This is a genomic window from Pantoea sp. YU22 (genome assembly GCF_003970755.1).
GTDB lineage: Bacteria > Pseudomonadota > Gammaproteobacteria > Enterobacterales > Enterobacteriaceae > Pantoea > Pantoea piersonii.
The window spans coordinates 1-23,216 of record NZ_RYDU01000008.1 but is presented as its reverse complement, the minus strand read 5'-3'; the positions used below and the strand labels follow the sequence as shown (position 1 = coordinate 23,216).

Genomic DNA, 23,216 nt, shown 5'->3' with positions numbered 1-23,216 from the left:
TCCCTTGCAAAATCCTGGCGTAGCAGTGATGCAGGCGATAAAGCGCACGGCGTGGTATCCCAAACGCCGCTTTTATCGCACGCTGTTCTGGCGTGAGATCACGCCACTGGCGGTGCCCATCTTTATCGAAAACCTGTGCGTAATGCTGATGGGCGTATTAAGCACTTTTCTGGTGAGCTGGCTGGGCAAAGAGGCGATGGCGGGCGTGGGGCTGGCAGACAGCTTCAACATTATCATCATCTCTTTTTTCGCCGCTATCGATCTCGGCACCACGGTGGTGGTCGCCTTCAGCCTGGCGAAGCGCAACGGTAAGCGAGCCCGTGCCGCCACGCGCCAGTCGCTGGCGCTGATGACGGTGCTGTCGCTGGTGCTGGTGTTCGCCATTGAGCTGTGGGGACATCTGATTATCGATCTCATCGCCGGCGGCGCGGAACCCAAAGTCAAAGAGCTGGCGCTGAGCTATCTGCAAACCTCGGCGTGGAGCTATCCGGCAGCGGCGATCGCGCTTATCGGCAGCGGCGCGCTGCGCGGGGCAGGGAACACCAAAATCCCGATGCTGATCAACGGCGGGATGAATATCCTGAATATCGTTATCAGTAGCGTATTAATCTACGGCGCCTTCTCCTGGGAGGGGCTGGGATTTGTCGGCGCCGGGCTGGGGCTAACCATCTCGCGCTATATCGGCGCAATCGGCGTGATTTACGTGCTGATGATCGGCTTTAATGCCTCGCTGAAGATCAGCCTGCCGAGCTATTTCCGCCGCTGGGATTTCAAAATCCTGATGGAGGTGCTGGGCATCGGCGTGCCGGCGAGCATTGAATCGGTGCTGTTTAACGGCGGCAAACTGCTGACTCAGGTGTTTGTCGCAGGCATGGGCACCGACGCCATTGCGGGCAACTTTATCGCCTTTTCCATCGCCTCGCTGATTAACCTGCCGGGCAACGCGCTGGGATCGGCTTCCACCATTATTACCGGCACCCGGCTGGGGCGTAACCAGGTCTATCAGGCGGAGCGGCAAATCCGGCATGTTTTCTGGCTGGCGAGCCTCTGTCTGTGTGCGCTGGCGTTTCTTACCGTGCCGCTCTCCGGCCTGCTGGCGCGTTTCTATACGCGCGACCCTGACGTTATCAGCGTAACGCAGCATCTTATCTGGCTTAACGCCGCCTTTATGCCGATCTGGGCGGCCTCCTGGGTGCTGCCGGCGGGCCTGAAAGGCGCGCGCGACGCGCGTTACACCATGTACGTCTCTATGTTCAGCATGTGGGGCGCGCGCGTAGTGGTGGGCTATGTGCTGGGGATTATGCTCGGCATGGGCGTGGTGGGCGTCTGGCTCGGCATGTTCCTGGACTGGGCGGTGCGCGGCGCCTGCTTCTGGTGGCGGCTGAAGAGCGGCAAGTGGCTGGATAATTACCGGAAAATGGTGGCGAAGCAGCAGTAGCGCCATGCCGGCTCGCACGCCGTGGTTAGCTGTTTTTCAGCAATAAACTGCAGAAATTGATGGTTCAGCTACGCCAGCAATCGGGCTTTACTAAGGCTCTGACTTGATAAGGGCGAACCAGATGAAAAGATTGCTGCAGCTGTGGAAAAACCGTTTCGAGGCTAATGCCGACCGTCGGCGCGACGAACGTGACGAAAGCGAAGCCAGTCTGGAGCTTGAGCTGCTTATCCCCGTCAGCCAGCTCTATGGCTTCGAATATTATCCTGCGGTGCATCGCTACCATGAAAAGTAGCCGCGCCCGTTTATGCTCTCCGGTAAAGCCCGCTCTCGCTAAGCGGGCTTTTTTTCGCCTGCTGCAATGGATTTTTACAAAAGGCTGCGCAGCAACAGGCCAGAGCGGCGGCGAGCAATCTGTCGCGCGGCGGAATCGAAGCATAAGAAAAAGGATCGTTCAGCCGCAGCGGCTATGGTTAAAAGAGCAGCACGCCTTTTAACCTGGAGGAGCGAATGAACGATAAAGAGAGCGCCGCGCTGATTAGCGCGCGGCTGGCATTGACTGCGCAGCGGCGTACGCAGACCCGAACCGCGCTGGCAGCGGGTGAACCGGCAGAGCCGGATCGCGCGCGCGCGCAGCGCTACGCCTTTCAGCAACATCTGCGTCAGGGCGTTATCACCGGCGAAAGCAACGATCTGTTGCCGATCGCCTTCTTAGAGCAGGGGTTAACCTGCGCCCGCGCCGTGGCGCTGCTGCGAGAAGACGGCATTCCCAGGGGCTGCGGTTTTATGACGCACGGCGGGCTCTTTATCACTAATCATCATCTGCTGCCGCAGCCGCCCGCGCAGGGGCGCGTCACGCTGCAGTTTGGCTGGCGGCGAACAGAAACGGGCGAACTGGTCGACGGCGTAACTTATGTCGCCGATGCGGAGCGTTTTTTTCTTACCAGCCCGACCGATGAGCTGGACTGCACCCTTATTGCGCTCGGCGAGATAGTGGCTGGCGGCGGCGAGGCGCCGCAGCCGCTGGCGCTGAACGATCGCAATGATAAACATGCGCTGGGCATCAGCCTTAACCTTATCCATCATCCCGGTGGCGCGCCGCAGCAGATTACGCTGCGTAATAACGCGCTGCTGGCGCGTCACGAGCAGCTGCTGCACTATGCGGCCGATACCGATAGCGGCTCTTCCGGCGCGCCGGTGTTTAACGACGCGTGGCAGCTGGTCGCGCTACACCACGGCGGCGTTGAGAGCGATGACGGCTGGGTGAATGAAGGGATCCGCATCAGCGCCATTATCGACTGGCTGAAGGGCGAGCTGCCGCAGCTGCCCGCGGCGCAACAGGCACAGCTGATGCAGGCGCTGACCGTCAGTGAAAACGCGGCTCCGCCGATCGCCTCCGCTGCCGCGCCGGAGACCAACTACGGCAATCGCGACGGTTTCCAGCCCGGTTTCCTCGACGGCGAGGCGATCGATCTGGCCGCCATTATCGCGCCGCGCGCCGCTGAAGTGGCACCGCTGCGCGACGGTCGGCAGGGTGCAGAAGCGAAACTTGATTATCAGCATTTTTCGCTGCTGATGAGCGCCGAGCGGCGACTCGCCTTTTTTACCGCCACCAATATTGACGGCGCGCGCTATATCTCCATCGATCGCGGCAACGGCCAGCCGTCGCTGCTGGAAGAGGGGGACCGCTGGTACGAAGACAGCCGCATTGACAGCCGCTACACCACCGGTCAGGCCTTTTACAGCGAATACAGCCGCTGGTTCGATCGCGGACATCTTACGCGTCGCAGCGATCCCACTTGGGGTACGGCGGAAGAAGCGGTGCGCGCGAATAAAGATACTTTTCATTTCACCAACTGTTCGCCGCAGCATTTTCGCTTCAACCAGAGCCTGCAGTACTGGCAGGGCGTGGAGCGCTATATCCTTGAGTCGGGCGTGCTGGAGTCGAAGCGTAAGGTCAGCGTGCTGACCGGGCCGGTGCTGAATGACCAGTGGCGACAGTATGCTGAATGGCAGGTGCCCTTGATGTTCTGGAAGGTGGTGCTGCGCATTAACACGGCGGGCAAGCCGCAGGCGACGGCTCTGCTGGTCAGCCAGGCGGATCTGCTGGATGAGCCGCGTCGCGTCCTGCCGCATGCGCAGGATGCGCCCCGGCCCAATGTCGATGAGTACCGCGTTACGGTCAGCGCGCTGGAGAAACTGACCGGCCTGAACTTCGCCGCTTTTCGCGACTGGGAAAGCTGGAAACCGGATGAATCGCTGCTGGCGCAGCCGCTGCCGGCAAAGCTGATTACGACGTGGGAAGATTTGCTGTAGCCGACGCGCCTGTTGCGTCCTGCAAGCCCGCACAGCCCGCTTTACGCGGGCTTTTTTCACTTCTTTTCAGGCAAATTCGTTGTACCTTCAACCCGTTACGCTTAGCACTTCTCCTTGCGATTCTGTGATGGCTGCTACACTTAGGGCTCGAGGCTGATAACGATTCAGCTCCATTAACGACAGTGAAAGAGTCACTAAAAGGAGAGAACGTATGACAGATCGTCCACAACATCCTCAGCAGGCGCAGCAGCAGGAATGGCCCGGCAGCATCCTTAAAATGGATCCAAAACCCGATCATGGTGAGACCAGCTATCAGGGTTCTGGCCGCCTGAAAGGCAAAACCGCCATTATTACCGGCGGCGATTCCGGCATCGGTCGTGCCGTCGCCATCGCCTACGCTCGGGAAGGCGCGGATGTCGTGATCTCCTACCTGGACGAGCATGAAGACGCAAAAGATACGGCGAAACTGGTGGAAGAGGCGGGCCAGCAGGCGCTGCTGATCGCAGGCGACGTCACCGAAGCGGAGCATTGCCGCAGCATTGTGGCGCAGACGGCCGAGCGTTTCGGCAAGATCGATATCGTGGTGAATAACGCGGCTTTCCAGATGACGCGTATGTCGCTGGATGAGATTAGCGATGAAGAATTTGATCGCACGATGAAAACCAATCTCTACGCCATGTTCTATATCTGCAAGGCGGCGGTGCCGCATATGCCTTCTGGCGGCGCCATTATCAATACGGCTTCGATCAACGCCGACCAGCCAAAACCGAAGCTGATCGCCTACTCTGCGACCAAAGCCGCCATTGTTAACTTCTCTGGCAGCCTCGCAGCGTTGCTGGCGGAGAAAGGCATTCGCGCCAACGCCGTTGCGCCCGGTCCTATCTGGACGCCGCTGATCCCGTCAACCATGCCGCCTGAACAGGTGGAAAGCTTCGGTGGCGAAGTTCCGCTGCAGCGCATGGGACAGCCTGCCGAGCTGGCACCTGCTTACGTTATGCTGGCCAGCGACGAAGCGAGCTACATTTCTGGCGCAACCATTGCGGTCACAGGCGGTGTCGCGGTTATCTAAACCTGCGTAAGGGAGAAATATGAACGCTTATCCTTTAAAGCTGACTACGCCGCTCGCCACCCATATTTTTGGCGGGCAACGTATCAGAGAGCAGTTGGGAAAAGCGGGTCTGCCTGAGACGCGCATTGCGGAAAGCTGGGAAATCAGCGACGTTGACGGTATGATCGCCAGCGTCACCAACGGCGAGCTGGCGGGTCAGACGCTGCGCCAGCTCACCGAACGCTACCCCGACGAAATGGTCGCGCCTGGCTGGCGCGGCCCGCACTTCCCGCTGCTGAGCAAATTTATCGACGGAACCGGCATGTTGCCGGTTCACCTGCACGCTAACGACGCGCTGGCGCAAAAGCTGGAGCAGCAGCCGAACGGCAAAACCGAAGCCTGGCATATTCTGTGGGCCGCGCCAGATGCGACCTGCCTGCTGGGCGTACGCGACGGTGTGGACAGCGCCCGACTCAAGGCGGCGCTGCTGGCGCAGGATTATGATGCGGTGATGCACCGGGTGCCGGTAAAAGCGGGCGATACTTTTTACGTGCCAGGCGGCATGCTGCACAGCTTTGGTCCCGACACGCTGATTTATGAAATTGAGCAGACCTCCAATATCCAGCAGCATGCGATGCCGTGGCAGATGGAGGATGGCGCGCGCCTCTCTCAGCAAGAGTGGGAAAAAAATATCGATGCGCTGCTGGAGGAGCTGCGGCCGGAGCTGCGCTGCACGCCGCAGCCGGGGCTGACGCTTGAGAAGGGCGGTCTGACGCGGCTTTTCTGCTGCGCCGGCCCCTATTTTGCGCTGGAACGCTGGCGCTTTAGCGAGTCGCAGCGTTTCAGCTTCAGCCGCGCGCGTATTGTTTCCAACACTGGCGAGCCGCTAACGGTGGAAGCGAACGGCGTCAGCGTGACGCTGGGCCGCGCCGAGTCGCTGCTGCTGCCTGCTGCGCTGGAGGAGGTGACGCTGCACGGCGCTGGCGAGCTGCTGATAGGCTATGTGCCCGATCTGACGCGCGACGTTGTCGCGCCGCTGCGGCAGGCGGGCTATAGCGAGACAGCCATAGCGCAGCTGGGCGACATCAACGGCACCCTGATATAGGAGGTTTTATGCTGCCATACAGCTTACAGGGAGAGGGCGAAACAACATTTGTACTGATGCACTATCTGGGCGGCTCGCACCGCACCTGGTTTCCAGCACTGCCTTATCTCGATCGCGCTTCCCGCTGCGTGGCGTTAGATATGCCGGGCTTTGGCGACGCAACTGACATCAAAGATTATGATGTGGCCTCAATGGCGAACCAGGTCGATGAAACCCTCCGCCAGCTGCAGCTGAAAAAGGTGATCCTTGTCGGTCACTCCATGACGGGGAAGGTGGCAATGGCGCTTGCCGCCCGACAGCCTGATTATCTGCAACGGCTGGTGCTGGTGGCGCCATCGCCGCCTGGCCCGCAGCCGATGAGTGAACAGGATCGCCAGACGCAGGCGGAATATCAGGGAACGCGTCAGCAGGCGGAAAGCTTTGTCGACGGTGCCTGCTCCGCGCCTCTGCCGGATGTGCTGCGCGAGGTGGCGATTGCCGATGCGCAAAGCGCCGCGCCTGCCGCCTTTCACGCCTGGGCGCTGCACGGCAGCCGGGAAGATCTGCGCGAGCAAATCGGCCGCCTTGAGCTGCCCGCCATGATGGTGCTGGGCAGCGAAGACGGCAACGTGCCGGGCGTTGAGACGCAGCGGGAAGTGATGCGCACCCATCTGCCGCAGGGCGAGCTGGAGATTATCGACGGCGCCGGCCATCTGCTGCCAATGCAAACTCCGCAAGCGCTGGCGGAGCGGATGCTGGCGTTTGCGCGCCGCGAACTCTGAGTCTGTTAGCGGCAAAGTCACCACAGCAAAAAGCCCGCTCAGGTTTCCCTGAGCGGGCTTCTTTAATATGGCTCCTCTGACTGGACTCGAACCAGTGACATACGGATTAACAGTCCGCCGTTCTACCGACTGAACTACAGAGGAATCGTTTCGATGGGGCGCATATTAATGGCCGCGCTCCGGCGTGTCAACAGCGAAAAACACATTAGCATTCAACTGGCTAGCTTTGCAGCAAAGCGATCGCGGATTAAGCGGAATGCGGCGAATTTTGCGCAAAACGCGGTAGCGGATGCTGGCGATAGAACTGGCTCAGGTGGCGGTACATCGCCGGGAAGCGCTCAAACAGCAGCGCCGGCGCGGTAAAAAAGTATTCGGACAGCACGGCAAAACACTCGGCGGGATCGCTGGCGGCATAAGGATCGATAGTCGCGGCCTGTTCGCCGACCAGCTCAACCTCATTTTCGATTTCTTCCATGGCGGCGCGCAGATCTTTTTCCCACAGCGCAACATCACGCAGCGCCATCACCGGTATGCCGCTGGTGTAGCCGCGGCCGCGTGCATCCAGCTTGTGCGCCACTTCGTGGATCACCAGGTTATAGCCAGAGAGATCGAACGCATCCTGAAGGTCGAGCCAGTTGAGCACAATCGGACCCTGCGTCCAGCTCTGTCCGGCATGGACGGCGGCGGCGTGATGCACCAGGCCCTGTTCATCTTCCCAGCTGTCGGCGACTTCAAAAGGTTCTGGATAGATCAGCACGTCGTGAAAGCCGTCGAGCCACTCCAGCCCCAGCTTCAGCACCGGCAGGCAGAAGAGCAGAGCGATGCGCGCGCTGCGCAATTCATCAAGCTCGACATTCTGCAGCGGCACCAGTCTCTTTTGCTGCAGGAAACGCTGCGCCATGGCGATCAGCGCCTGCTGCTCATCCTCGTCCAGCCAGCTAAATACCGGCTGCGCCAGCCCCTGTTGCCAGGGCAGCTCGACAAAGGAAGCGCGGTTATCGTTTTTCCACGGCCATTTAAACATCGCAGTACTCGCTGACGGATTCCCCTCGCGACCCTGACGCGCCAGAAAAAATGCCAGCATCCGAAGCGGTCGCTGGCACCTTGATCTGGCTGCAGGGATGAAAGCTGTCTATTCAACCGCTTAGCATGCAATTTGTCTGTGATTCAGCCCGCAAAGCGATGTTAATTGCGCTCGACGCGCGCAAATTCAATCACCCAGACCCAGGGGTTGACTTCCCAGCTGGTGGCGCCGTACTGCTTCTGCCACGCTTTGCGGTAGGCCTCTTTAGGCGATTCCGCATTCATATTCATGGTGAAGAAGTTATTCAGGAAGTGCGAATCGGTCTGCACGCCTTCAGCCATAATGTCATCTTCGCTGATATCCTGGATCTTCTCCGCACGTACAGCGGTGATTTGCAGGTTGATGCGGCTGGCCCAGCGCGGCATATGGATGGCGGTCTGCCAGCCGAACTGATCGGCTTCCGGTCCGCCCTGGCTATGATGCCCCAGCTCGTTGTTATCGGCGCGGTACTGGCAAAACGCGGGCAGGCGGAACGGCGACGGATCGCGTTCATACTCTGCCAGATCGCTTTCAGGCACGATAGGTCCACGCCAGGTCTCGCGCACCCACAAAATATCGCCCGGCTTGCCATAAGGGCAGTGCTGGCTGATATCGGCCATCGACATAAGCTTGTAGCCGTGCAGATGGTTAGCGTTAACGTCGAAAGCGTGTACGCCTTCATGATGATCCTGACCTGGTCCGAAAGTCTGCGTTTTCATGATGCGCCGGGTCTGGGTTTGCTGGCCAACCAACAGGGCGCGAACCCGCTGTTCGGAAAAAAGAATCGGCCGTTCTTTCATTGATTACCTCTGAATATAAATAGAACCCGGTTGACACACATTCAATCGCTGTCTTGCGCCTGCGCTCAGCCGTGATGACTTTACATCAATCTGCTTAACAATTTGTCGCCTTACAGTAACGGCAACACAACGATTTGCCTTTAGGAAAAAGCGAAAATGCAAAAAACGCACCAGACCGAGTCTACTAAGTGGTCCCTTACCTGGTATAACCCGAATACAGTACGTTATATCGGGCGTTTTTGAAACCTTTTCAGATTCTTTAACCTTCACAAAGCGCAGATATACTGATTCATCCTGGACGATACTGCCGCTGGTTGTACATGTAGAAACGAACTCAGCGAGGCCGTTTCGCCTAATATTAATAAGATTTGCTTAAGATAATTGATATGGGTTAATGCTGAAAGTTTGTTAAAAACTGGGATAGTGCTTGAATTAGCGCTATAACTCGATCCCGGTCTCATTTTTTTTCGAAACCGGTTTTATCACAGCGAATTTAAACCACCCTGTGTCAAAAATTTGTCATCAGCTACTCGGTAAGATGACGTCCCACTGCGTACGGTCTGATGTAAAGACCGATACCCAAACATTAACAGGGAGATAAGCCATGTCGCTCTCACTCTGGCAAACGCGCTTCGAAAGCTGGTTTCAGATTAACTGGGTTCATGATGACAAGGCGCATGATATCGCCCATTTGCGCCGCGTCTGGATGAGCGCCCAACGCATTATGGCAGGTAGCGACGCCAGCCCGCTGGTGGTTCTGACCGCCTGCTACTTTCATGACGTGGTAAACCTGCCGAAAAATCATCCCGAACGCCATCTGGCTTCTACTTATGCTGCAGAAGAGACCGCACGCATCCTGACGCAGGATTTCCCCGATTTTCCCGCCGCGCTGATCCCGGCGGTAAGCCATGCGGTTAAAGCACACAGCTTTAGCGCCGCCATTGCGCCGGAAACCCTGGAGGCGAAGATCGTTCAGGATGCCGATCGTCTCGAATCGCTGGGTGCCATTGGCCTGGCGCGCGTGTTCTACACGGCCGGCGCGCTTAATCGTCCGCTGTTTGACAGTGACGATCCGCTCGGCAAAATGCGCGAGCTTAACGATGTAAACTGGACGCTCGATCACTTCCAGAAGAAGCTGCTGCGGCTGCCGGATACGATGCAAACCGAAGCGGGCAGGGCGCTGGCGCAGCATAATGCGGATTTCCTGGTGCGCTATATGGCCAAGCTGTGCGCGGAGCTGCAGGGCAACCTCACCAGCATCGACGAATCGGTGCTGCGCGATTTTAGCCCTATACGCGCCTAATATTAAATTTTTATGACAGTCTGTTAAACGTTAGTGACTTCCGCTACGTTGTGGATAAATAACGAAGGGAGTAACGGAATGACTGATACGGTAAATTTGACGATTAAGATTGATCCGGCGCTGAAGGAGCAGATTAAACAGCTGGCGCTGGAAAATCAGATCTCAATGAGTCAGGAGATTGTTCAGCGTCTACAGGAGAGCCTGTTGCCGCCCACCGCATCGGCGGTAGATAACCAGGATACGGAAGAGACCGCGTCAAACGCGTTTTCCGCGGATGAGGTTAAGCAGCTGCGTGCTCTACTGAAGAAACAGAGCAAGAAGAAGAAATAAATAAGACCCGTCGCAAGACGGGTTTTTTTATGGGCGTTAATTGGGCATATCAGATGCGGAACTGCTGTACGCTCTGCGCCAGCCGCGCTGCCTGCTGCTGAAGCGTATCAGCCGCGCGCTGCTGCTGCGTGCTGAGTCCGGCGCTGGCCTGCAGCGTCTCATCCAGCTTATGGATCTCGGCGGCGATATGGCTGACCCGCTTGCTTTGCGCCGTTGCGTTCTGCTGAAGCGCCTGAAGCTGCCCGGCGATAGCGGCCACGGCGCCGCTGATGGTCTGAAACAGCTTCTCCAGCACCTTAACCTTGTTAAAACCCTGCGTGACATGCTGTTGCGTATGCTGGATCAACCCGTCGATGCGCTGCGTCGAACCGCTGCTCTGGCTGGAGAGCATGCCGATCTCTTTCGCCACCACGGAAAAGCTGCGGCCGTAAACCCCGGCGTGCGCGGATTCAATCGCCGCATTAAGCGCCAGCAGGCGCGTTTGCAGCGACAGACTCTCCAGCATCTCCACGATACCGGCGATATCTCCTGAGGCGTCGACAATCTGACGCATCTGCGTCTCCATCTCATCCACCCGCGAAACGCACTGCTGCATCAGCGTATCGGCATCGTACGCCTGCTGCGTCGCCTGCTGCGATACCTGCGCGCTGGTTTCCACCTCTTCCGCGACGCGACGCAGCCGCTGCGACAGATGGGTGAAACTGGCGTTCTGCGCCTGATGCTGCTCGCTGACGCGCGCGTTATGCTGCTGCATCTCGCCCGCGCCTGCCGCCACGCTGGCAGCAATGGTATTAATCTCATGCACGATATGGCGTAACCCCTGACGCATCTCCGCCATGGCGCTGAACAACTGCTGCGTTTCTCGCGCCTGTAAGCGTCCGGCGGCGGGCGGCGACAGCAGATCGCCGGTTGCAATTTGCTGTAGCTGGTGGCTGGCGTGACGCAGCGGCGTAATCACGCCGCGCGCCAGCAGCACACCGCCAGTAATAAGCAGCGAGAAGAGCAGCGCGCTGACGATGAGCGACAGGTTGCGGCTGTGCGTCATGCTCTCCAGCGTGCTGTGGTTAACCGCGCCGAGCTCTTTGTTTGCCGCGTCGATTTCAGCGAACCAGGCGTCATTGAACTGTTGCTGATAGGCCTGCATCGGCACCATAAAAAAGGCGTCGATCTGATTATCCTTTAATCCTTTCAGCTGTTCTTCCAGCCCTTGCGCCAGCAGGGTAAAGCCCTGCGCCAGCGGGCTGTTGTCCGCAGCGTGATAGCCAGCGAAAAGCGTTTTCGCCTGCTGCAGCGACGCGCTGGCGCTGTCGGCCAGACTTTTCCAGCTGTCTACCGAGCCGCTCTGCTGGTCCTGCATCAGATAGATACCGGCGCGATGGCTGTCGTCGCTGGCGGTCAGCAGTTCAATACGCGCTTTATCAAGCAGGGCCAGCCTTTCCCGTAGCGACGCGGTCTCTACCAGCGCGCTTTGTGTATGATTAACCTGCGCGGTGAGCAGCGTAACGCCCAGCGCCTGCAGCAGGCAGAACAGGATAACAAACAGGGTGAAGTTGCCGCGCAGACTGCTGAGCCAGCCGGGAAGCCCCGGCTTACGCAGACGAAAACGGCGTTTAAGAAGAGTGATGGAGGACATAGCGCAACCCGAAAATAAAAGCGAGTATTCGCCGGTTGCGTGACAACTTTGTGACAGAGGGCGCATTGCTGAAAAAACAGCATAATGCGCGTTACTAAGCTAAACTCTGGTCCTGTTACGCGTTATTTAACTGCCTGATAATAGGCAGCAGCAGCTGTGCCACGGCGGCGAAAACCGGCACCACAACCGAGTTGCCGAACTGCTTATAGGCCTGCGTATCGGAAACCGGAATGCGGAACTGGTGCTCGCCTGGCGCTTCGAAGCCCATCAGGCGCGCGCATTCGCGCGGCGAGAGGCGACGCGGCCGACGCGCCATATTTTCCGCATTGCTGAAATCCGCTTCGCCCAGCGCCTGATCCCAGCCGCGATCGATGAGGATTTCCGAACCATCTTTATAATAGCGAGCCGACAGGGTACGTACGCAGACGTCAGCTTTACGCGGATCGTTCAGCCCGAAGCCAAAGCCGTTGCCTTTCGCTTTGTGTTTTCTGGCGTAGTCGTAGAGGTAACGCCACAGCTGCGCGGAAAGAATATATTTCTCCTCCGGCTCGGGTTCCAGCAGGCTTTGCAGGCTCGGCACCGCGGCTGGATAGTGCTGCTGGATCTGACGCAGCGACAGCGCTTTGCTGAACGGATAGTCACGGCGGATGCCGACCAGCACGATGCGCTCTCGGTGCTGGGGCAGGAAGTGGCGCGCGTCGATAATCTTCGCGTCCGGCGCGTCGGCATCGGCGTCTGCCACGTCGTAACCCAGCTCATCCAGCGTCGCCATAATGACGGCAAAGGTGCGGCCTTGATCATGGCTTTTCAGGTTTTTAACGTTCTCCAGCACGAAGATCGGCGGCTTTTTAGCGGCGATAATGCGCGCCACGTCGAAAAACAGCGTACCCTGGGCTTCGCACTCAAAGCCGTGCGCGCGGCCCAGCGCATTCTTTTTGCTGACGCCTGCCAGCGAAAAGGGCTGGCAGGGAAAACCGGCCAGCAGCACCTGATGATCGGGGATCTCCGCGTCGATATGGCGATAGATGGCCGCCTCGTCGCGCAGACCTGCGGGCTGGGTGATGTGCCGAATATCGGTATTGAAGCGGTGCTCCTGCGGATCGCTGTAGTGATTCGCCTTGTAGGTGCGCACTGCCTCTTTATTCCACTCGCTGGTAAAGACGCATTTTCCGCCGATGGCATCGAAACCGCGCCGGATGCCGCCAATGCCCGCAAAGAGGTCGATGAAGCGAAACTGCGGGTTGTCATAATGGGCGGGACGCGCAGGCAGCAGGCTGCGCAACAGCGTTAATTCGCCTTCGCTCAGCGGCGGCAACGCGCTTTTGTTTTGCCGCAGCCGCGTCAGCTGCTGCGGCGTCCAGTCGCGGAAGCCCGCCTGATGGAATTTCGCCGCTAAATCGCGCGCGGCATAAATCGCCAGCACCTGGCGCATCAGGTCAGCGGTTTCGCTATCGGGAGAGAGCAGGGGAGAAGCGGGTTCCGTCATTGCGGTGGCGTCATCGGCAAGCATGCGTTTTTCCTTAACTGTGAACGGGCTATGCTAACACTCCTCTGGCTTCGAAGAAATTGGCGGTCGATGCCTAACGGCCGGCTGCATGACGCATCGTCGGGATTTTACCCGCCGGTCGCCGCCTCGTTAACCGCAGCGGAAGCTTTCGCTTTTATTGAGTCCGACTAAAGTTGATAGATAGGGCAAAAAGGAGACGCCATGGCCGATGTACACTCCAGCACGACCCGCAGCAAAAATATGCGTGCGATACGCCAGCAGGACACCGCCATCGAACTACGGGTGGCGCAGCTGTTAAAGGATCGCGGTTTTGCTTACCGCGTTCAGGATAAAAACCTGCCCGGCCGTCCCGATTTCGTTCTGCTTGAGCAGCAGGCGATTATCTTTGTGCACGGCTGTTTCTGGCATCACCATAACTGCTATCTCTTTAAGGTGCCGGCGACGCGCACGGAATTTTGGGTCGGCAAAATCAACAGCAACGTAGAGCGCGATAACCGCTATGTGCGGCAGCTGCAGGAGAGCGGCTGGAAAGTGCTGATTATCTGGGAGTGCGCGCTGCGCAATAAGCTGCGGCTGAGCGACAGCGATCTGCAGGAGCGACTGGAGGAGTGGCTGCTGGCGATGGACCAGAGCGCGGAGATCGATCACAACGGTATTCAGCACTATCGCCCGCGTTGAGGCCGCCTTGCCTTGTCGACTTCGCCGGGTTAGATTTCGCCTTCCCCCGCGAGCAGGAGTTCTGGATGAGCAGTATTAAACTGACGGTAAAACGCCTCTATCAGCTGCGCGACGAGCGCATGGTCAATGCTCATGCGACGGCGCGCGTCTATGTCGGCGACACGCTGGTCGCGACGGAGGAGATTACCGGCATGACGGAAAGCCCGGTCAGCAAATACCTGCATGCAGGCGAGCTGTCAGGCGCGGTCCGCGTAGAGTGGGAGTGCGACGGCATCGCTGAGATAACCGCCGCGACGCTGGAGCGCTGTCCCTGTTGTCAACATAACGAACCGGAATAAGGAAGAGATTTTGGCAGGATCCAGCTTACTGACTTTATTAGATGATATTGCAACACTTCTGGATGATATTTCCGTCATGGGCAAAGTGGCGGCGAAAAAGACCGTTGGCGTGCTGGGAGACGATCTGTCGTTAAACGCGCAGCAGGTAACGGGCGTAAAGGCCAATCGCGAACTGCCGGTCGTGTGGGGCGTCGCGAAGGGCTCGTTTCTTAATAAACTGATCCTGGTGCCGCTGGCGCTGCTGATTTCCGCTTTCGCGCCCTGGCTTATTACGCCGCTGTTGATGATAGGCGGCGCCTACCTCTGCTATGAAGGGGTGGAAAAAGTGCTGCACAGTTTGCAGCATGATAAGCAGGAGAAAAGCCCGGAGGCGCGCCAGCAGCGGCTCGATAAGCTGGCGCAGCAGGACCCGCGCGAATTTGAAAAGAACAAGGTCAAAGGCGCTGTGCGCACTGACTTTATTCTTTCCGCGGAGATCGTCGCCATTACGCTCGGCATCGTTTCTGACGCTCCGTTGCTGAATCAGGTATTGATCCTCGCCGGCATCGCCATTCTGGTGACCATCGGCGTGTACGGCATCGTCGCCGCTATCGTGAAAATCGACGATCTCGGCTACTGGCTGAATGAGAAATCTTCGGCGGTCGCGCAGGGCATCGGTCGTTTTCTGCTGGGGTTCGCCCCCTGGCTGATGAAAATTCTCACGGTGGTCGGCACCCTGGCGATGTTTCTGGTCGGCGGCGGCATTATCGTACATGGCCTGGAGCCGCTGCATCATCTGATCGAGGCGATCACCGGCGATATGAACGGGCTGGTTGCCAGCCTGCTCAGCAACGGCGCTAACCTGGTGCTCGGCTTTATCGTTGGGTCGATCGTGCTGTTGGCGGTGAATCTGATTGCTAAACTGCGCGGTAAATCGGTATAAAGCGCACTGCCATATGATGTGTAGTCTGAAGAGGAGACGCGATGAACGACGATATGTTTGAATTTGATATTGATGCCCAGCTGGAGCAGGCTGAAGCCAGAGCGGCGGAAAAGGTCAATGAAGTGCCGGACGATGCAGGCGACGAAGCGGATTGCGAAGGCTGCAAAATCTGATTTCAGCTCCTTCAGATGTTAAAAGCGGATAATAATTTTTATCCGCTTTTTTTATTTTCAACATATCTTACTGCTTTATTCTGAATTTACGCTTTTTTGCATGCCTTAACAGGCAGGATGTCCGGATGGCTGCTATAGATAGAAAGGTTCTGTTAACGGTCAAAAGGAGAATGCAAAATGAGCTTTACGATTAGCGATGAAGTTCAGCATAAAGAGGGCGGCCCCGCTATGGTTGTGACTGGCTATGCCAGCGGAATGGTAGAGTGCCGCTGGTATGACGGCTATGCCGTGCGCCGCGAAGCCTTTCATCAGGACGAGCTTAGCCACTCTGTTCCTGAATCACAGCTCGTCAGCTAAGCCCCATCCAACGGGGATGCTTTGTTCATCCCCCGTGACTTCCCGCATTTTCTGATCCACCACGCCTGCTATAATCGCCTGATCTTTGTTATTCGGAGCATCGTTGCTGATGGCTGTTTTGCCGCTCTCCGTCCGAACGTTACGCCCCGAGCTGCGTGTTCACCTCTTGTTTTTAGCGGTCTTTCTTTTCTCCTTTTTTCTGACTCTGCGCGAGCTCTATACACTGCATGCGAACTATGAAGATCGGCAGCGTGCCGCGCTGGTAGATATGCAGAACGGGCTGGAAAGCCAGTTTCAGGAGAGCATCGACGGGCTGATCTATTATCGCCGCATGTTCACTTACGCGCTGTCGCATCCGCTTGATGCCGATCACGGCCGGCGCGCGCTGGCGGAGTTTCATCAGCTGCGCCGTCAGCCCGCCTGGCAGCTGCGGCTCAATATGCCGCGCAGCATGCCGATAAACGGCGTCGGCGACAGCGGGCTGGCGCAGGATAACCTGCTGCAACGCGATCCGGCACGCCTTGACGGCGAGCTGCTCGCGGCGCTGGAGTTCAGCTTTATTATGCAGTTCAGCGATGCGGAGGCCGATTTCCATTCGCGCTTCTGGTACACCTCGCGCGCCGGTTTTTTTATCAGTTCGCGTCCGCCGCAGAGCCTGTCGGCGATTTCCGCCAGCTATGCCACCATCGTATCGCGTCCCTGGTTCCGTGCGATCTCGGCTCTGGCTTCTTCTCAGCAGCTACGCTGGTCCGGCGTTTATCAGGGCGCGAACGATGAGGGCGCGATGCTTACGGTCAGCACACCTGTGTTTAGCGACGGCTACTGGTATGGCGTGCTGTCGATGGATTTTACCCGGCAGCGTATCGCCAGGTTATTGAACAGTATGCGCCACAGCGCGCTGCAGGGCAGCGTGGTGCTGCTGGACAAAGCGCAACAGCCCCTGGCGGCGCTCAATGCATCGGACGGTAAAGCGCTGAGCGACGGCGCGCGACGGCGGCTCTACGCACAAATGGCGCGTCAGCCGCAGGGCGCGCTGCGGCTGGAGAGTCAGTTTATCAGCTGGCGCAGGCTGAAAAACGTGGACGGCTACCTGCTGAATCAGCAAACGCTGGCGCAGGGGCTACGGCAGGATTTGGGGCGCGCCATGCTTTTTATGCTCGCGATGTGGCTGCTGTTCATTCTGCTGCTGCTGGTGACGCATCAGGTTATCGTTCGTCTGGTGCGGCGGTTGAGCCAGCTCTCTGCCCGTCTGGAGTGGCGCGCCAGCTATGACGGCCTGACGCGTCTGCTCAACCGCAGCGCCTTTTTTGAGCGCTTTGAGGCTGAGACAGCGCGCTGTCAGCAGCTCAATGCGCCGCTGTCGGTGATTCAGCTCGATATCGATCACTTTAAATCTGTCAATGACACCTGGGGCCATCAGGCTGGCGACCAGGCGCTGATGCGCGTCGCCGCGATTATCGCTCAGGCGTTGCGTAAAGAGGATCTGGCCGGGCGCGTAGGCGGCGAGGAGTTCTGCGTCGTGCTGCCTGATACCGGGCTGGCAGATGCGCAAAAGGTGGCGGAGCGTATGCGTCAGCGGCTGGCGGCCAAAACCATTCTGGTGAATGCCAGCCGCTGCTTTAGCGTGACGCTCTCCGCAGGTGTCGCCAGCAGCGAAGAGCAGGGGGATTACCAGGCGACGCGCTTACAGGCGGAAGCGGACCGCCGACTCTACCTGGCGAAGAGTCAGGGCCGCAACCGCGTGGTAGCTGACGGTTAAACCTTGCCGTCGTTGTCCTCTTCCACCGCCTGATAGATACGCTGCAGAATATCGGGGAAGGCGGACTGGACCCGGCTCCAGCTGGGAATAAACGGCTTGTCGTTAGGGCGTTCAATAAACGCCTGTCCCGCTTCCAGAATCGACTGGGTAAACATTTCCACCGCCGCCTCTTCGGTGTGCTGATCGAACTTCAGGCCGTTCATCGCTGCCTCATGGTTGTAGATCTCCATCATATCGAGCGCGTTGCGGTAGTAGGTCGCCTTTAGCACGCGAAAGGAGTCGCTGGTGAGCGGTACGCCCATCGTCGCCAGTTTGCGCAGCAGCGACTGCACGATATCGCTGCTCATACGCTTCAGGCCGCCGGTGCCGTCATCTTCAGCCAGCGGCTGATGTTTGTGGTCATAGTTGTCGGCGATCTCCACCTGGCAGGTCTGGCGCGTGGTGTAGTTGCGGTAAATTTCCGACAGCACGCCAATCTCCAGCCCCCAGTCGCCGGGAATTTTAATGCCGTTAAGCACATGGGTGCGCATGGCGAACTCGCCCGAGAGCGGATAGCGGAAGCTGGCGAGATAGTCGAGATACTCGGAGTGGCCATAGACCTTCTGCAGCGAGCGCAGCAGCGGACCCACCAGCAAGCGTCCTACGCGGCCATTAAGCTTGCCGTCGGCGACGCGCGCGTAAAAGCCTTTGCAGAACTCATACTGGAACGCCGGATTCGCCAGCGGATAGAGCAGGCGCGCCAGCATACCGCGTTCATAAGTGACAATATCGCAGTCGTGCAGCGCCACGCACTGGGTGCGATCCGACGCGAGCGTAAACCCGGTACAGAACCAGACGTTGCGTCCTTTGCCCGGCTGGGAGGGTGACAGCCCCTCTTTATCCAGCTCGGCATCAATCGCCTTCAGGCGCGGGCCGTCATTCCATAAAATACGGTGGCGCTGCGGCAGGCGCGAGAAAAATTCGCGCGCGTAGAGAAACTGATCGCGGTCGGCGCGATCGAGGCCAATCACGATCTCGTCGAGATAGGGCACTTTCGCCAGCTCATCGACGATATTTCCCAGCGCCGGCCCTTCCAGTTCTGAGAAGAGCGATGGCAGAATCAGCCCCATTTTGCGTTTGCGCGCAAAGCGCACCATCTCTTTTTCCAGCGACTCTACGCTGCGGTCGGTCAGATTATGGAAATTGGTAATCACGCCATTCTGATAAAAATCACTCATCGCGCTATCCTTTTGATAAACAGTGGGTGCGGCTTAATCTGGCTGGCTCAGAAAATAGTCAAGGCCTTCTTTCCAGCCTTCGGGGCCGTAATGCGCCGTATGGTAGATCTGCTGCGTATCTTGCCTGGTCAGCGAGACTGGCGTTTTGCTGTAGCCTTTGATCACGACGGCGTAGTCAACCGCATCCAGCATGGGTGCATCGTTGGGGCCATCGCCGAGGCCGATAGTGGTGGGGGCATGGTCGTACTGGCCGAGCAGCCAGCGCAGCGCTTCGCCTTTGCCGCTGCCTGTCGGCATCACATGCCAGAAGCGGCCGCCCTGCGTCAGCTGCAGCTGATGCTGTGCCAGCGCGGCGCGAAACGCCTCCAGCTTCTCTTCGTCATCGCGCCAGACAATCACTTCTGAGGCCTCTCGCTGACGCGCCAGCGTGGCTTCGCCTTCGGTAAGGCCGGTCATTGCCGCCACCTCAGCATGGCTGAAGTTGCAGAAACCCTGAAAGCGAAAGCGTAGCTGCAGCGTGCTGAGCGTCTGACAGATCGCGTCGTAGCCGGGGCTTTCAGGGGGAATGCGCACGCATCGTTGCGCTGACATCTGCACCAGCGCGCCATTTTCAGCAATAAAGGGAATACCTGTCAGGCCAATACGCTTTTGCAGCGGCACGATTTCAGCGGCGGTTTTACTGGAGCAGAGCACGACCGGCACCTGGTAACGCTGCAGTTCGGCCAGCCACTCTGCGGCGGCGTCCCAGCGGTAGGTATGGTGATCGAGCAGGGAACCATCCAGATCGGTGATGACTAACAGCGGCTGTTGCAAACTGGGCATAGCAGGCTCCTTGCGACATTAACTGGCGGATTTTCAGTATTATAGTTGATGAACGATTGCGCCTTCTTTTCGCCTGTCGCGCAGCACTTCCAGGATAATTCTTAAAACGCAACGGTTAAGCGAGGCGGGATGCACAAAGAGTGCATGGACGAAAGCCGCTGGATTCAGGCTGTTCCCGGTAACTTAAGCGCGACTTTGGCGGGAAAAGCAGCAGGCTTGTGCACAGGGAGCGCTTGTCTTAACGCAGGGCAAGCGTACTCTGCTGAGGTGTCAAGAATTTCCTGGTGTAACGAATTAAGTGGTTGTTTACCCGGCGCTCCCTGCCGGGTATTTTTTTGCCGCGCGGTTAGCGATTCATTTCATTGCAGGTGCAGTCGCGAATATCCAGTTCATACTCATCTGCCAGCTCAATACTGCTTCCCCAGGCTCGGCCGCCGGTGCTGAGATGACGGCTGTTATCCGCCTCTGGAAGCGATTTGGGGGAGTCCTGCCTGCTGCCCGGCAGGCTTTCCAGCAGCGAGTCCACGTCAGGTGTTTCATCGTGCTGAAGATCGGTACCGCTTTTGTTTGTCTGTGCCATTATCGCTCTCCTTTTTAACAAAAGGATTTACAGGCTTTCTCCGACCACAAATTGCGGCGGATCGATTAAGTATAGCTGGCGGGCGAGGCTGGCGAATGAATCTGTGAAAGAGAGAAAGGCGGGTAAAAAAAAGCCCGCGCTGCGCGGGCAAAATCCTTGTTACTTTTAGGTTGACTGCCCCTTTGGGGTGGGGCAGTGCGGAAAGTGTAAAAGGTAGCCGTGTCAGAAGTCTTGTTGCGAAACGTAAAGAAAGCGAAAAAGTGCGCACTTACTTAAATTTACCTGATTTTTCCTTTCTAATCAGCCACATCGTCTATAGTTAGCAGCGAAGTTAAAACCTGACGCGACAAGGAGAGACCATGGATTTGTTACGCATCATTATCGCCATTATTTTGCCGCCGCTGGGCGTATTTATGCAGGTTGGTTTTGGCGGCGCGTTCTGGCTCAATATTTTACTGACGCTGTGCGGCTATATTCCCGGTATTGTCCATGCGGTTTGGGTAATTGCGCGTCGCTGAGGCGAGCCTCTTCGTTTACACTGATGCCAGGAAAATCATCAGGAGCAACGTGCATGAAGGTCAATGACCGCGTCACCGTGAAAACCGATGGCGGCCCGCGCCGCCTCGGCACTATCCTCGCCGTAGAGCCGTTTAATGAAGGCGTCATGTATCTGGTGGCGCTGGAAGATTATCCGTTAGGCATCTGGTTTTTTAATGAGGGCGACCATCCGGAAGGGATATTTGTTGAGCCTTATCTGGAGAAGTAAACGCGCTATTTACGCCTGTCTCTCCTGTTTACTGCAAATAATAAGGCGCCCATCGGGCGCCTTATTTAATGCTTAATCTACTTTACTAAAACGCATCCTTATTGCTTATCAGCGTCAGAATGTTTCCCAGTTGTCATTGCCTGCGGTTGCCAGCGCCGGACGCGGAGTAGCGAGCGGTGATTTTAACGCGGGCAGGGCAGCGCCGGACGACGCGGCTGGACTCGCAGGCGTATCCTGCAGGCGGAAGGCGGCGACCGCTTTGGTCAGTTTGCCTGCCTGATCCTCCAGAGACGCGGCCGCTGCCGAGGCTTCTTCCACCAGCGAGGCGTTCTGCTGCGTGACGTTATCCATCTCGGTGACGGCCTGGCTTACCTGCTGAATGCCACGGCTCTGCTCATCTGAGGCGGCGGCGATCTCCGACATAATATCTGTGACGCGGCGTACCGCCTCGACGATCTCGCCCATGGTTTCACCTGCTTCACCCACCTGATGCGAACCGTCTTTGATCAAATTGACCGACTCCGCAATCAGCGACTCAATCTCTTTAGCCGCCTGGGCGCTGCGCTGCGCCAGACTGCGCACTTCGCTGGCCACTACCGCGAAGCCGCGACCCTGCTCACCGGCGCGCGCCGCTTCCACCGCGGCGTTCAGCGCCAGAATATTGGTCTGGAAGGCGATACTGTTAATGACGTTGGTGATTTCGGCGATCTTCTTCGAGCTGCCGGAGATATTGGTCATGGTTTTAACCACGCCGTTCACCAGTTCGCCGCCGCTGTGCGCCTTGCCAGAGGCGTCTGCCGCCAGCTGGCTGGCGTGGTGGGCGTTCTCGGCGTTCTGCTTCACCGTCGCGGTCAGCTGCTCCATGCTGGCGGCGGTTTGCTCCAGCGCGGCGGCCTGTTGCTCGGTACGGGAGGAGAGGTCGGTATTGCCGGCTGAGATCTCGCCGGAGCCCTGATAGATCGCTACCGCGCCTTCGCGCACCGTACCAACCGTTTTCACCAGCGAATCCTGCATCAGCTGCAGATTATGCAGCAGCGTACCGATTTCGCTGCGGCCGTGCGGTTCTGGCGGCGCGGTGAGATCGCCCTGAGCGATGCGCTCGATGCGCGTTACCGACTGACGCAGCGGATTGATCACGACGCGACGCAGGAAGATGAAAGTCACCAGCGTCAGCAGCAAGGCGGCGACGAAGGCGACCGCCATGGCAATAAAGCCGAGGCGCGACTGGTGTTCTGCCGCAGCATTAATGGCATCAGCGCGTTGGGTACGGAGCTTGATTGCCTGCAGCAGCACCTCGTTATAGGCATTGTCGAGTTTGCGCGTAACATCGGTCTCCTGCGCAATGATGCCTTCAAAACTGCCCTGCTTGCCGGCGTTAATCATCGGCTTCAGGCCTTTCTCAACATAGTCGTTGAAACGCGCCGTCAACGGCCCGTCGAGCGCGATATCCTCAGGCGTTTTGACTTTGCGATTCTGATAAACCTTGAAGCCTTCCTGCGCCTGCTGAATGCGCTTCTCGGTAGCGGCGATGCTGGCTTTGAACTCATCCATTTCGCCGATGCGGGCGGCGGCGCCTGCCTGAATAATCGTCAGTCGTGCGGTGCGCAGATGGTTTGAACTGTTGGAGATCCCCATGCGTACCTGGATCTCATCGGTGGCGTCCCGCAGCGACTGGTTACTCTGTACCAGAAAGTAACTGGCAAGAGCGATACAGAGGGCGAACAGCAGCAGAATACCGCCGAAAATCATACTAAAGAGCGGCACCAGGCGCAGGTTGCGCCACAGGCCAGCCTTGAACGGCGTAGAAGACGTTAGTGAGGTGTTCATATCCTTGATCTCATGTCGGGGTTATGAGACTAACATCGGCAGAGAAAGGAAAAGGGTGAGGGGAGGGAGTGCGATCTGGCTCGCAAAAATGGCAGAAAAAAAAACCGGCCTGGCTGGCCGGTTCTTTCGCTGACTGACTATCTCACATTGACATAGATGCCCGACGTCACATTATCGGTTAAGCGCACCACATGATAGATAACCTGGGTGATGCTGCCAACTTACTGATTTAGTGTATGATGGTGTTTTTGAGGTGCTCCAGTGGCTTCTGTTTCTATCAGTTGTCCCTCCTGTTCAGCTACAGACGGGGTGGTGCGTAACGGTAAAAGTACTGCCGGACATCAGCGCTATCTCTGCTCTCACTGCCGTAAAACATGGCAGTTACAGTTCACATACACAGCCTCTCAACCCGGTACGCACCAGAAAATCATTGATATGGCCATGAATGGCGTTGGATGCCGGGCAACCGCCCGCAT

The 23,216-nt window shown here is 57.8% G+C and carries 25 protein-coding genes, 1 tRNA gene and 1 pseudogene; 17 read left to right on the top strand and 10 right to left on the bottom strand.

Features of this window, described 5'->3' with window-relative positions:
- Positions 1 to 28: 28 nt before the first annotated feature.
- From EKL29_RS12925 to EKL29_RS12905, 6 genes are all read left to right on the top strand, one after another.
- Positions 29 to 1,438 carry an EmmdR/YeeO family multidrug/toxin efflux MATE transporter gene (locus EKL29_RS12925; RefSeq protein ID WP_120453529.1) on the top strand — a complete coding sequence of 470 codons (1,410 nt, stop codon included), beginning with the start codon at positions 29 to 31 and terminating at the stop codon, positions 1,436 to 1,438.
- A 121-nt stretch (positions 1,439 to 1,559) separates the two neighbouring features.
- Positions 1,560 to 1,730, top strand: coding sequence for a hypothetical protein (locus EKL29_RS23310; RefSeq protein ID WP_167456957.1), 171 nt, complete (start codon positions 1,560 to 1,562; stop codon positions 1,728 to 1,730).
- Positions 1,731 to 1,945: 215 nt separating this feature from the next.
- Positions 1,946 to 3,751, top strand: coding sequence for a DNA/RNA non-specific endonuclease (locus EKL29_RS12920; protein ID WP_126689885.1), 1,806 nt, complete (start codon positions 1,946 to 1,948; stop codon positions 3,749 to 3,751).
- A gap of 211 nt (positions 3,752 to 3,962) precedes the next feature.
- Positions 3,963 to 4,820 (top strand): glucose 1-dehydrogenase, encoded by an 858-nt coding sequence (locus EKL29_RS12915; RefSeq protein ID WP_126689884.1) that lies wholly within the window; start codon positions 3,963 to 3,965, stop codon positions 4,818 to 4,820.
- Between the two features lie 19 nt (positions 4,821 to 4,839).
- On the top strand, positions 4,840 to 5,904 hold the full coding sequence (locus tag EKL29_RS12910) for a class I mannose-6-phosphate isomerase (RefSeq protein WP_126689883.1): 1,065 nt from the start codon (positions 4,840 to 4,842) through the stop codon (positions 5,902 to 5,904).
- Between the two features lie 8 nt (positions 5,905 to 5,912).
- Complete coding sequence (locus tag EKL29_RS12905) at positions 5,913 to 6,665, top strand: alpha/beta fold hydrolase (protein WP_126689882.1); 753 nt, start codon at positions 5,913 to 5,915, stop codon at positions 6,663 to 6,665.
- Positions 6,666 to 6,733: 68 nt separating this feature from the next.
- Here the strand turns inward: EKL29_RS12905 and EKL29_RS12900 are convergent.
- From EKL29_RS12900 to EKL29_RS12890, 3 genes are all read right to left on the bottom strand, one after another.
- A tRNA-Asn gene (locus EKL29_RS12900) sits at positions 6,734 to 6,809 on the bottom strand.
- A 103-nt stretch (positions 6,810 to 6,912) separates the two neighbouring features.
- A complete protein-coding gene (gene mtfA, locus EKL29_RS12895; RefSeq protein WP_126689881.1) occupies positions 6,913 to 7,689 on the bottom strand; it encodes a DgsA anti-repressor MtfA in 777 nt (258 codons plus the stop codon).
- A 161-nt stretch (positions 7,690 to 7,850) separates the two neighbouring features.
- Positions 7,851 to 8,528: a hypothetical protein gene (locus EKL29_RS12890; protein ID WP_120453538.1), complete on the bottom strand. Its 678-nt coding sequence runs from the start codon at positions 8,526 to 8,528 to the stop codon at positions 7,851 to 7,853.
- Between the two features lie 604 nt (positions 8,529 to 9,132).
- Between EKL29_RS12890 and EKL29_RS12885 the strand changes: the two genes are divergently transcribed.
- Together EKL29_RS12885 and EKL29_RS12880 are read left to right on the top strand one after the other, a co-directional pair.
- A complete protein-coding gene (locus tag EKL29_RS12885) occupies positions 9,133 to 9,831 on the top strand; it encodes a phosphohydrolase (protein WP_120453540.1) in 699 nt (232 codons plus the stop codon).
- Between the two features lie 78 nt (positions 9,832 to 9,909).
- A complete protein-coding gene (locus EKL29_RS12880; protein ID WP_120453542.1) occupies positions 9,910 to 10,161 on the top strand; it encodes an Arc family DNA-binding protein in 252 nt (83 codons plus the stop codon).
- A 49-nt stretch (positions 10,162 to 10,210) separates the two neighbouring features.
- Here the strand turns inward: EKL29_RS12880 and EKL29_RS12875 are convergent, their stop codons facing one another.
- Together EKL29_RS12875 and dcm are read right to left on the bottom strand one after the other, a co-directional pair.
- Positions 10,211 to 11,794: a methyl-accepting chemotaxis protein gene (locus EKL29_RS12875; RefSeq protein ID WP_120453544.1), complete on the bottom strand. Its 1,584-nt coding sequence runs from the start codon at positions 11,792 to 11,794 to the stop codon at positions 10,211 to 10,213.
- A gap of 115 nt (positions 11,795 to 11,909) precedes the next feature.
- On the bottom strand, positions 11,910 to 13,304 hold the full coding sequence (dcm, locus tag EKL29_RS12870; RefSeq protein WP_126689880.1) for a DNA (cytosine-5-)-methyltransferase: 1,395 nt from the start codon (positions 13,302 to 13,304) through the stop codon (positions 11,910 to 11,912).
- Between the two features lie 198 nt (positions 13,305 to 13,502).
- Between dcm and EKL29_RS12865 the strand changes: the two genes are divergently transcribed.
- The 6 genes from EKL29_RS12865 to dgcQ all read left to right on the top strand — a co-directional run bounded on the left by EKL29_RS12865 (position 13,503) and on the right by dgcQ (position 17,528).
- Positions 13,503 to 13,979: a very short patch repair endonuclease gene (locus tag EKL29_RS12865; protein ID WP_120453548.1), complete on the top strand. Its 477-nt coding sequence runs from the start codon at positions 13,503 to 13,505 to the stop codon at positions 13,977 to 13,979.
- Between the two features lie 65 nt (positions 13,980 to 14,044).
- The gene (locus tag EKL29_RS12860; protein WP_126689879.1) at positions 14,045 to 14,317 is read left to right on the top strand and encodes a hypothetical protein; all 273 of its coding nucleotides are present in this window, start codon (positions 14,045 to 14,047) and stop codon (positions 14,315 to 14,317) included.
- 10 nt (positions 14,318 to 14,327) lie between these two features.
- Positions 14,328 to 15,239, top strand: coding sequence for a DUF808 domain-containing protein (locus EKL29_RS12855; RefSeq protein ID WP_126689878.1), 912 nt, complete (start codon positions 14,328 to 14,330; stop codon positions 15,237 to 15,239).
- Between the two features lie 41 nt (positions 15,240 to 15,280).
- Entirely contained in the window at positions 15,281 to 15,412 is a 132-nt protein-coding gene (locus tag EKL29_RS23305; RefSeq protein ID WP_257025846.1) for a hypothetical protein, read from the top strand.
- 177 nt (positions 15,413 to 15,589) lie between these two features.
- Positions 15,590 to 15,769, top strand: coding sequence for a YodC family protein (locus EKL29_RS12850; protein WP_126689877.1), 180 nt, complete (start codon positions 15,590 to 15,592; stop codon positions 15,767 to 15,769).
- Between the two features lie 109 nt (positions 15,770 to 15,878).
- Complete coding sequence (gene dgcQ, locus EKL29_RS12845) at positions 15,879 to 17,528, top strand: cellulose biosynthesis regulator diguanylate cyclase DgcQ (protein WP_126689876.1); 1,650 nt, start codon at positions 15,879 to 15,881, stop codon at positions 17,526 to 17,528.
- Here dgcQ and EKL29_RS12840 read toward each other — a convergent pair.
- The 3 genes from EKL29_RS12840 to EKL29_RS12830 form a co-directional block, all read right to left on the bottom strand.
- A complete protein-coding gene (locus EKL29_RS12840) occupies positions 17,525 to 18,745 on the bottom strand; it encodes a glycosyl transferase (protein WP_120453558.1) in 1,221 nt (406 codons plus the stop codon). The genes dgcQ and EKL29_RS12840 overlap by 4 nt on opposite strands.
- Positions 18,746 to 18,778: 33 nt before the next feature.
- The gene (locus tag EKL29_RS12835; protein WP_126689875.1) at positions 18,779 to 19,567 is read right to left on the bottom strand and encodes a mannosyl-3-phosphoglycerate phosphatase-related protein; all 789 of its coding nucleotides are present in this window, start codon (positions 19,565 to 19,567) and stop codon (positions 18,779 to 18,781) included.
- 346 nt (positions 19,568 to 19,913) lie between these two features.
- Positions 19,914 to 20,147, bottom strand: coding sequence for a DUF2525 domain-containing protein (locus tag EKL29_RS12830; protein WP_126689874.1), 234 nt, complete (start codon positions 20,145 to 20,147; stop codon positions 19,914 to 19,916).
- Positions 20,148 to 20,506: 359 nt separating this feature from the next.
- Between EKL29_RS12830 and EKL29_RS12825 the strand changes: the two genes are divergently transcribed.
- Both EKL29_RS12825 and dsrB read left to right on the top strand, forming a co-directional pair.
- Complete coding sequence (locus EKL29_RS12825) at positions 20,507 to 20,665, top strand: YqaE/Pmp3 family membrane protein (RefSeq protein ID WP_120453564.1); 159 nt, start codon at positions 20,507 to 20,509, stop codon at positions 20,663 to 20,665.
- 53 nt (positions 20,666 to 20,718) lie between these two features.
- Positions 20,719 to 20,913 carry a protein DsrB gene (gene dsrB / locus EKL29_RS23300; RefSeq protein WP_179256392.1) on the top strand — a complete coding sequence of 65 codons (195 nt, stop codon included), beginning with the start codon at positions 20,719 to 20,721 and terminating at the stop codon, positions 20,911 to 20,913.
- A 114-nt stretch (positions 20,914 to 21,027) separates the two neighbouring features.
- Here the strand turns inward: dsrB and EKL29_RS12815 are convergent, their stop codons facing one another.
- Together EKL29_RS12815 and EKL29_RS12810 are read right to left on the bottom strand one after the other, a co-directional pair.
- Positions 21,028 to 22,740: a methyl-accepting chemotaxis protein gene (locus EKL29_RS12815; RefSeq protein ID WP_126689873.1), complete on the bottom strand. Its 1,713-nt coding sequence runs from the start codon at positions 22,738 to 22,740 to the stop codon at positions 21,028 to 21,030.
- A gap of 137 nt (positions 22,741 to 22,877) precedes the next feature.
- Positions 22,878 to 22,946: pseudogene (locus tag EKL29_RS12810) on the bottom strand (transcriptional regulator RcsA); the annotation flags it as partial.
- Between the two features lie 55 nt (positions 22,947 to 23,001).
- Between EKL29_RS12810 and EKL29_RS12805 the strand changes: the two are divergent.
- A partial coding sequence (locus tag EKL29_RS12805; RefSeq protein WP_000179205.1) for an IS1 family transposase occupies positions 23,002 to 23,216 on the top strand: 215 nt, incomplete at its 3' end.

Coding starts and splice junctions, on each gene's coding strand:
- dsrB (WP_179256392.1), top strand. CDS start 20,719: ATGAAGGTCAATGACCGCGTCACCGTGAAAACCGATGGCGGCCCGCGC.
- EKL29_RS12850 (WP_126689877.1), top strand. CDS start 15,590: ATGAGCTTTACGATTAGCGATGAAGTTCAGCATAAAGAGGGCGGCCCC.
- EKL29_RS12815 (WP_126689873.1), bottom strand. CDS start 22,740: ATGAACACCTCACTAACGTCTTCTACGCCGTTCAAGGCTGGCCTGTGG.
- EKL29_RS12915 (WP_126689884.1), top strand. CDS start 3,963: ATGACAGATCGTCCACAACATCCTCAGCAGGCGCAGCAGCAGGAATGG.
- dcm (WP_126689880.1), bottom strand. CDS start 13,304: ATGCTTGCCGATGACGCCACCGCAATGACGGAACCCGCTTCTCCCCTG.
- EKL29_RS12910 (WP_126689883.1), top strand. CDS start 4,840: ATGAACGCTTATCCTTTAAAGCTGACTACGCCGCTCGCCACCCATATT.
- EKL29_RS12885 (WP_120453540.1), top strand. CDS start 9,133: ATGTCGCTCTCACTCTGGCAAACGCGCTTCGAAAGCTGGTTTCAGATT.
- EKL29_RS23310 (WP_167456957.1), top strand. CDS start 1,560: ATGAAAAGATTGCTGCAGCTGTGGAAAAACCGTTTCGAGGCTAATGCC.
- EKL29_RS12875 (WP_120453544.1), bottom strand. CDS start 11,794: ATGTCCTCCATCACTCTTCTTAAACGCCGTTTTCGTCTGCGTAAGCCG.
- mtfA (WP_126689881.1), bottom strand. CDS start 7,689: ATGTTTAAATGGCCGTGGAAAAACGATAACCGCGCTTCCTTTGTCGAG.
- EKL29_RS12825 (WP_120453564.1), top strand. CDS start 20,507: ATGGATTTGTTACGCATCATTATCGCCATTATTTTGCCGCCGCTGGGC.
- EKL29_RS12925 (WP_120453529.1), top strand. CDS start 29: ATGCAGGCGATAAAGCGCACGGCGTGGTATCCCAAACGCCGCTTTTAT.
- EKL29_RS23305 (WP_257025846.1), top strand. CDS start 15,281: ATGAACGACGATATGTTTGAATTTGATATTGATGCCCAGCTGGAGCAG.
- EKL29_RS12830 (WP_126689874.1), bottom strand. CDS start 20,147: ATGGCACAGACAAACAAAAGCGGTACCGATCTTCAGCACGATGAAACA.
- EKL29_RS12880 (WP_120453542.1), top strand. CDS start 9,910: ATGACTGATACGGTAAATTTGACGATTAAGATTGATCCGGCGCTGAAG.
- EKL29_RS12860 (WP_126689879.1), top strand. CDS start 14,045: ATGAGCAGTATTAAACTGACGGTAAAACGCCTCTATCAGCTGCGCGAC.
- EKL29_RS12890 (WP_120453538.1), bottom strand. CDS start 8,528: ATGAAAGAACGGCCGATTCTTTTTTCCGAACAGCGGGTTCGCGCCCTG.
- EKL29_RS12865 (WP_120453548.1), top strand. CDS start 13,503: ATGGCCGATGTACACTCCAGCACGACCCGCAGCAAAAATATGCGTGCG.
- EKL29_RS12905 (WP_126689882.1), top strand. CDS start 5,913: ATGCTGCCATACAGCTTACAGGGAGAGGGCGAAACAACATTTGTACTG.
- EKL29_RS12920 (WP_126689885.1), top strand. CDS start 1,946: ATGAACGATAAAGAGAGCGCCGCGCTGATTAGCGCGCGGCTGGCATTG.
- EKL29_RS12835 (WP_126689875.1), bottom strand. CDS start 19,567: ATGCCCAGTTTGCAACAGCCGCTGTTAGTCATCACCGATCTGGATGGT.
- dgcQ (WP_126689876.1), top strand. CDS start 15,879: ATGGCTGTTTTGCCGCTCTCCGTCCGAACGTTACGCCCCGAGCTGCGT.
- EKL29_RS12840 (WP_120453558.1), bottom strand. CDS start 18,745: ATGAGTGATTTTTATCAGAATGGCGTGATTACCAATTTCCATAATCTG.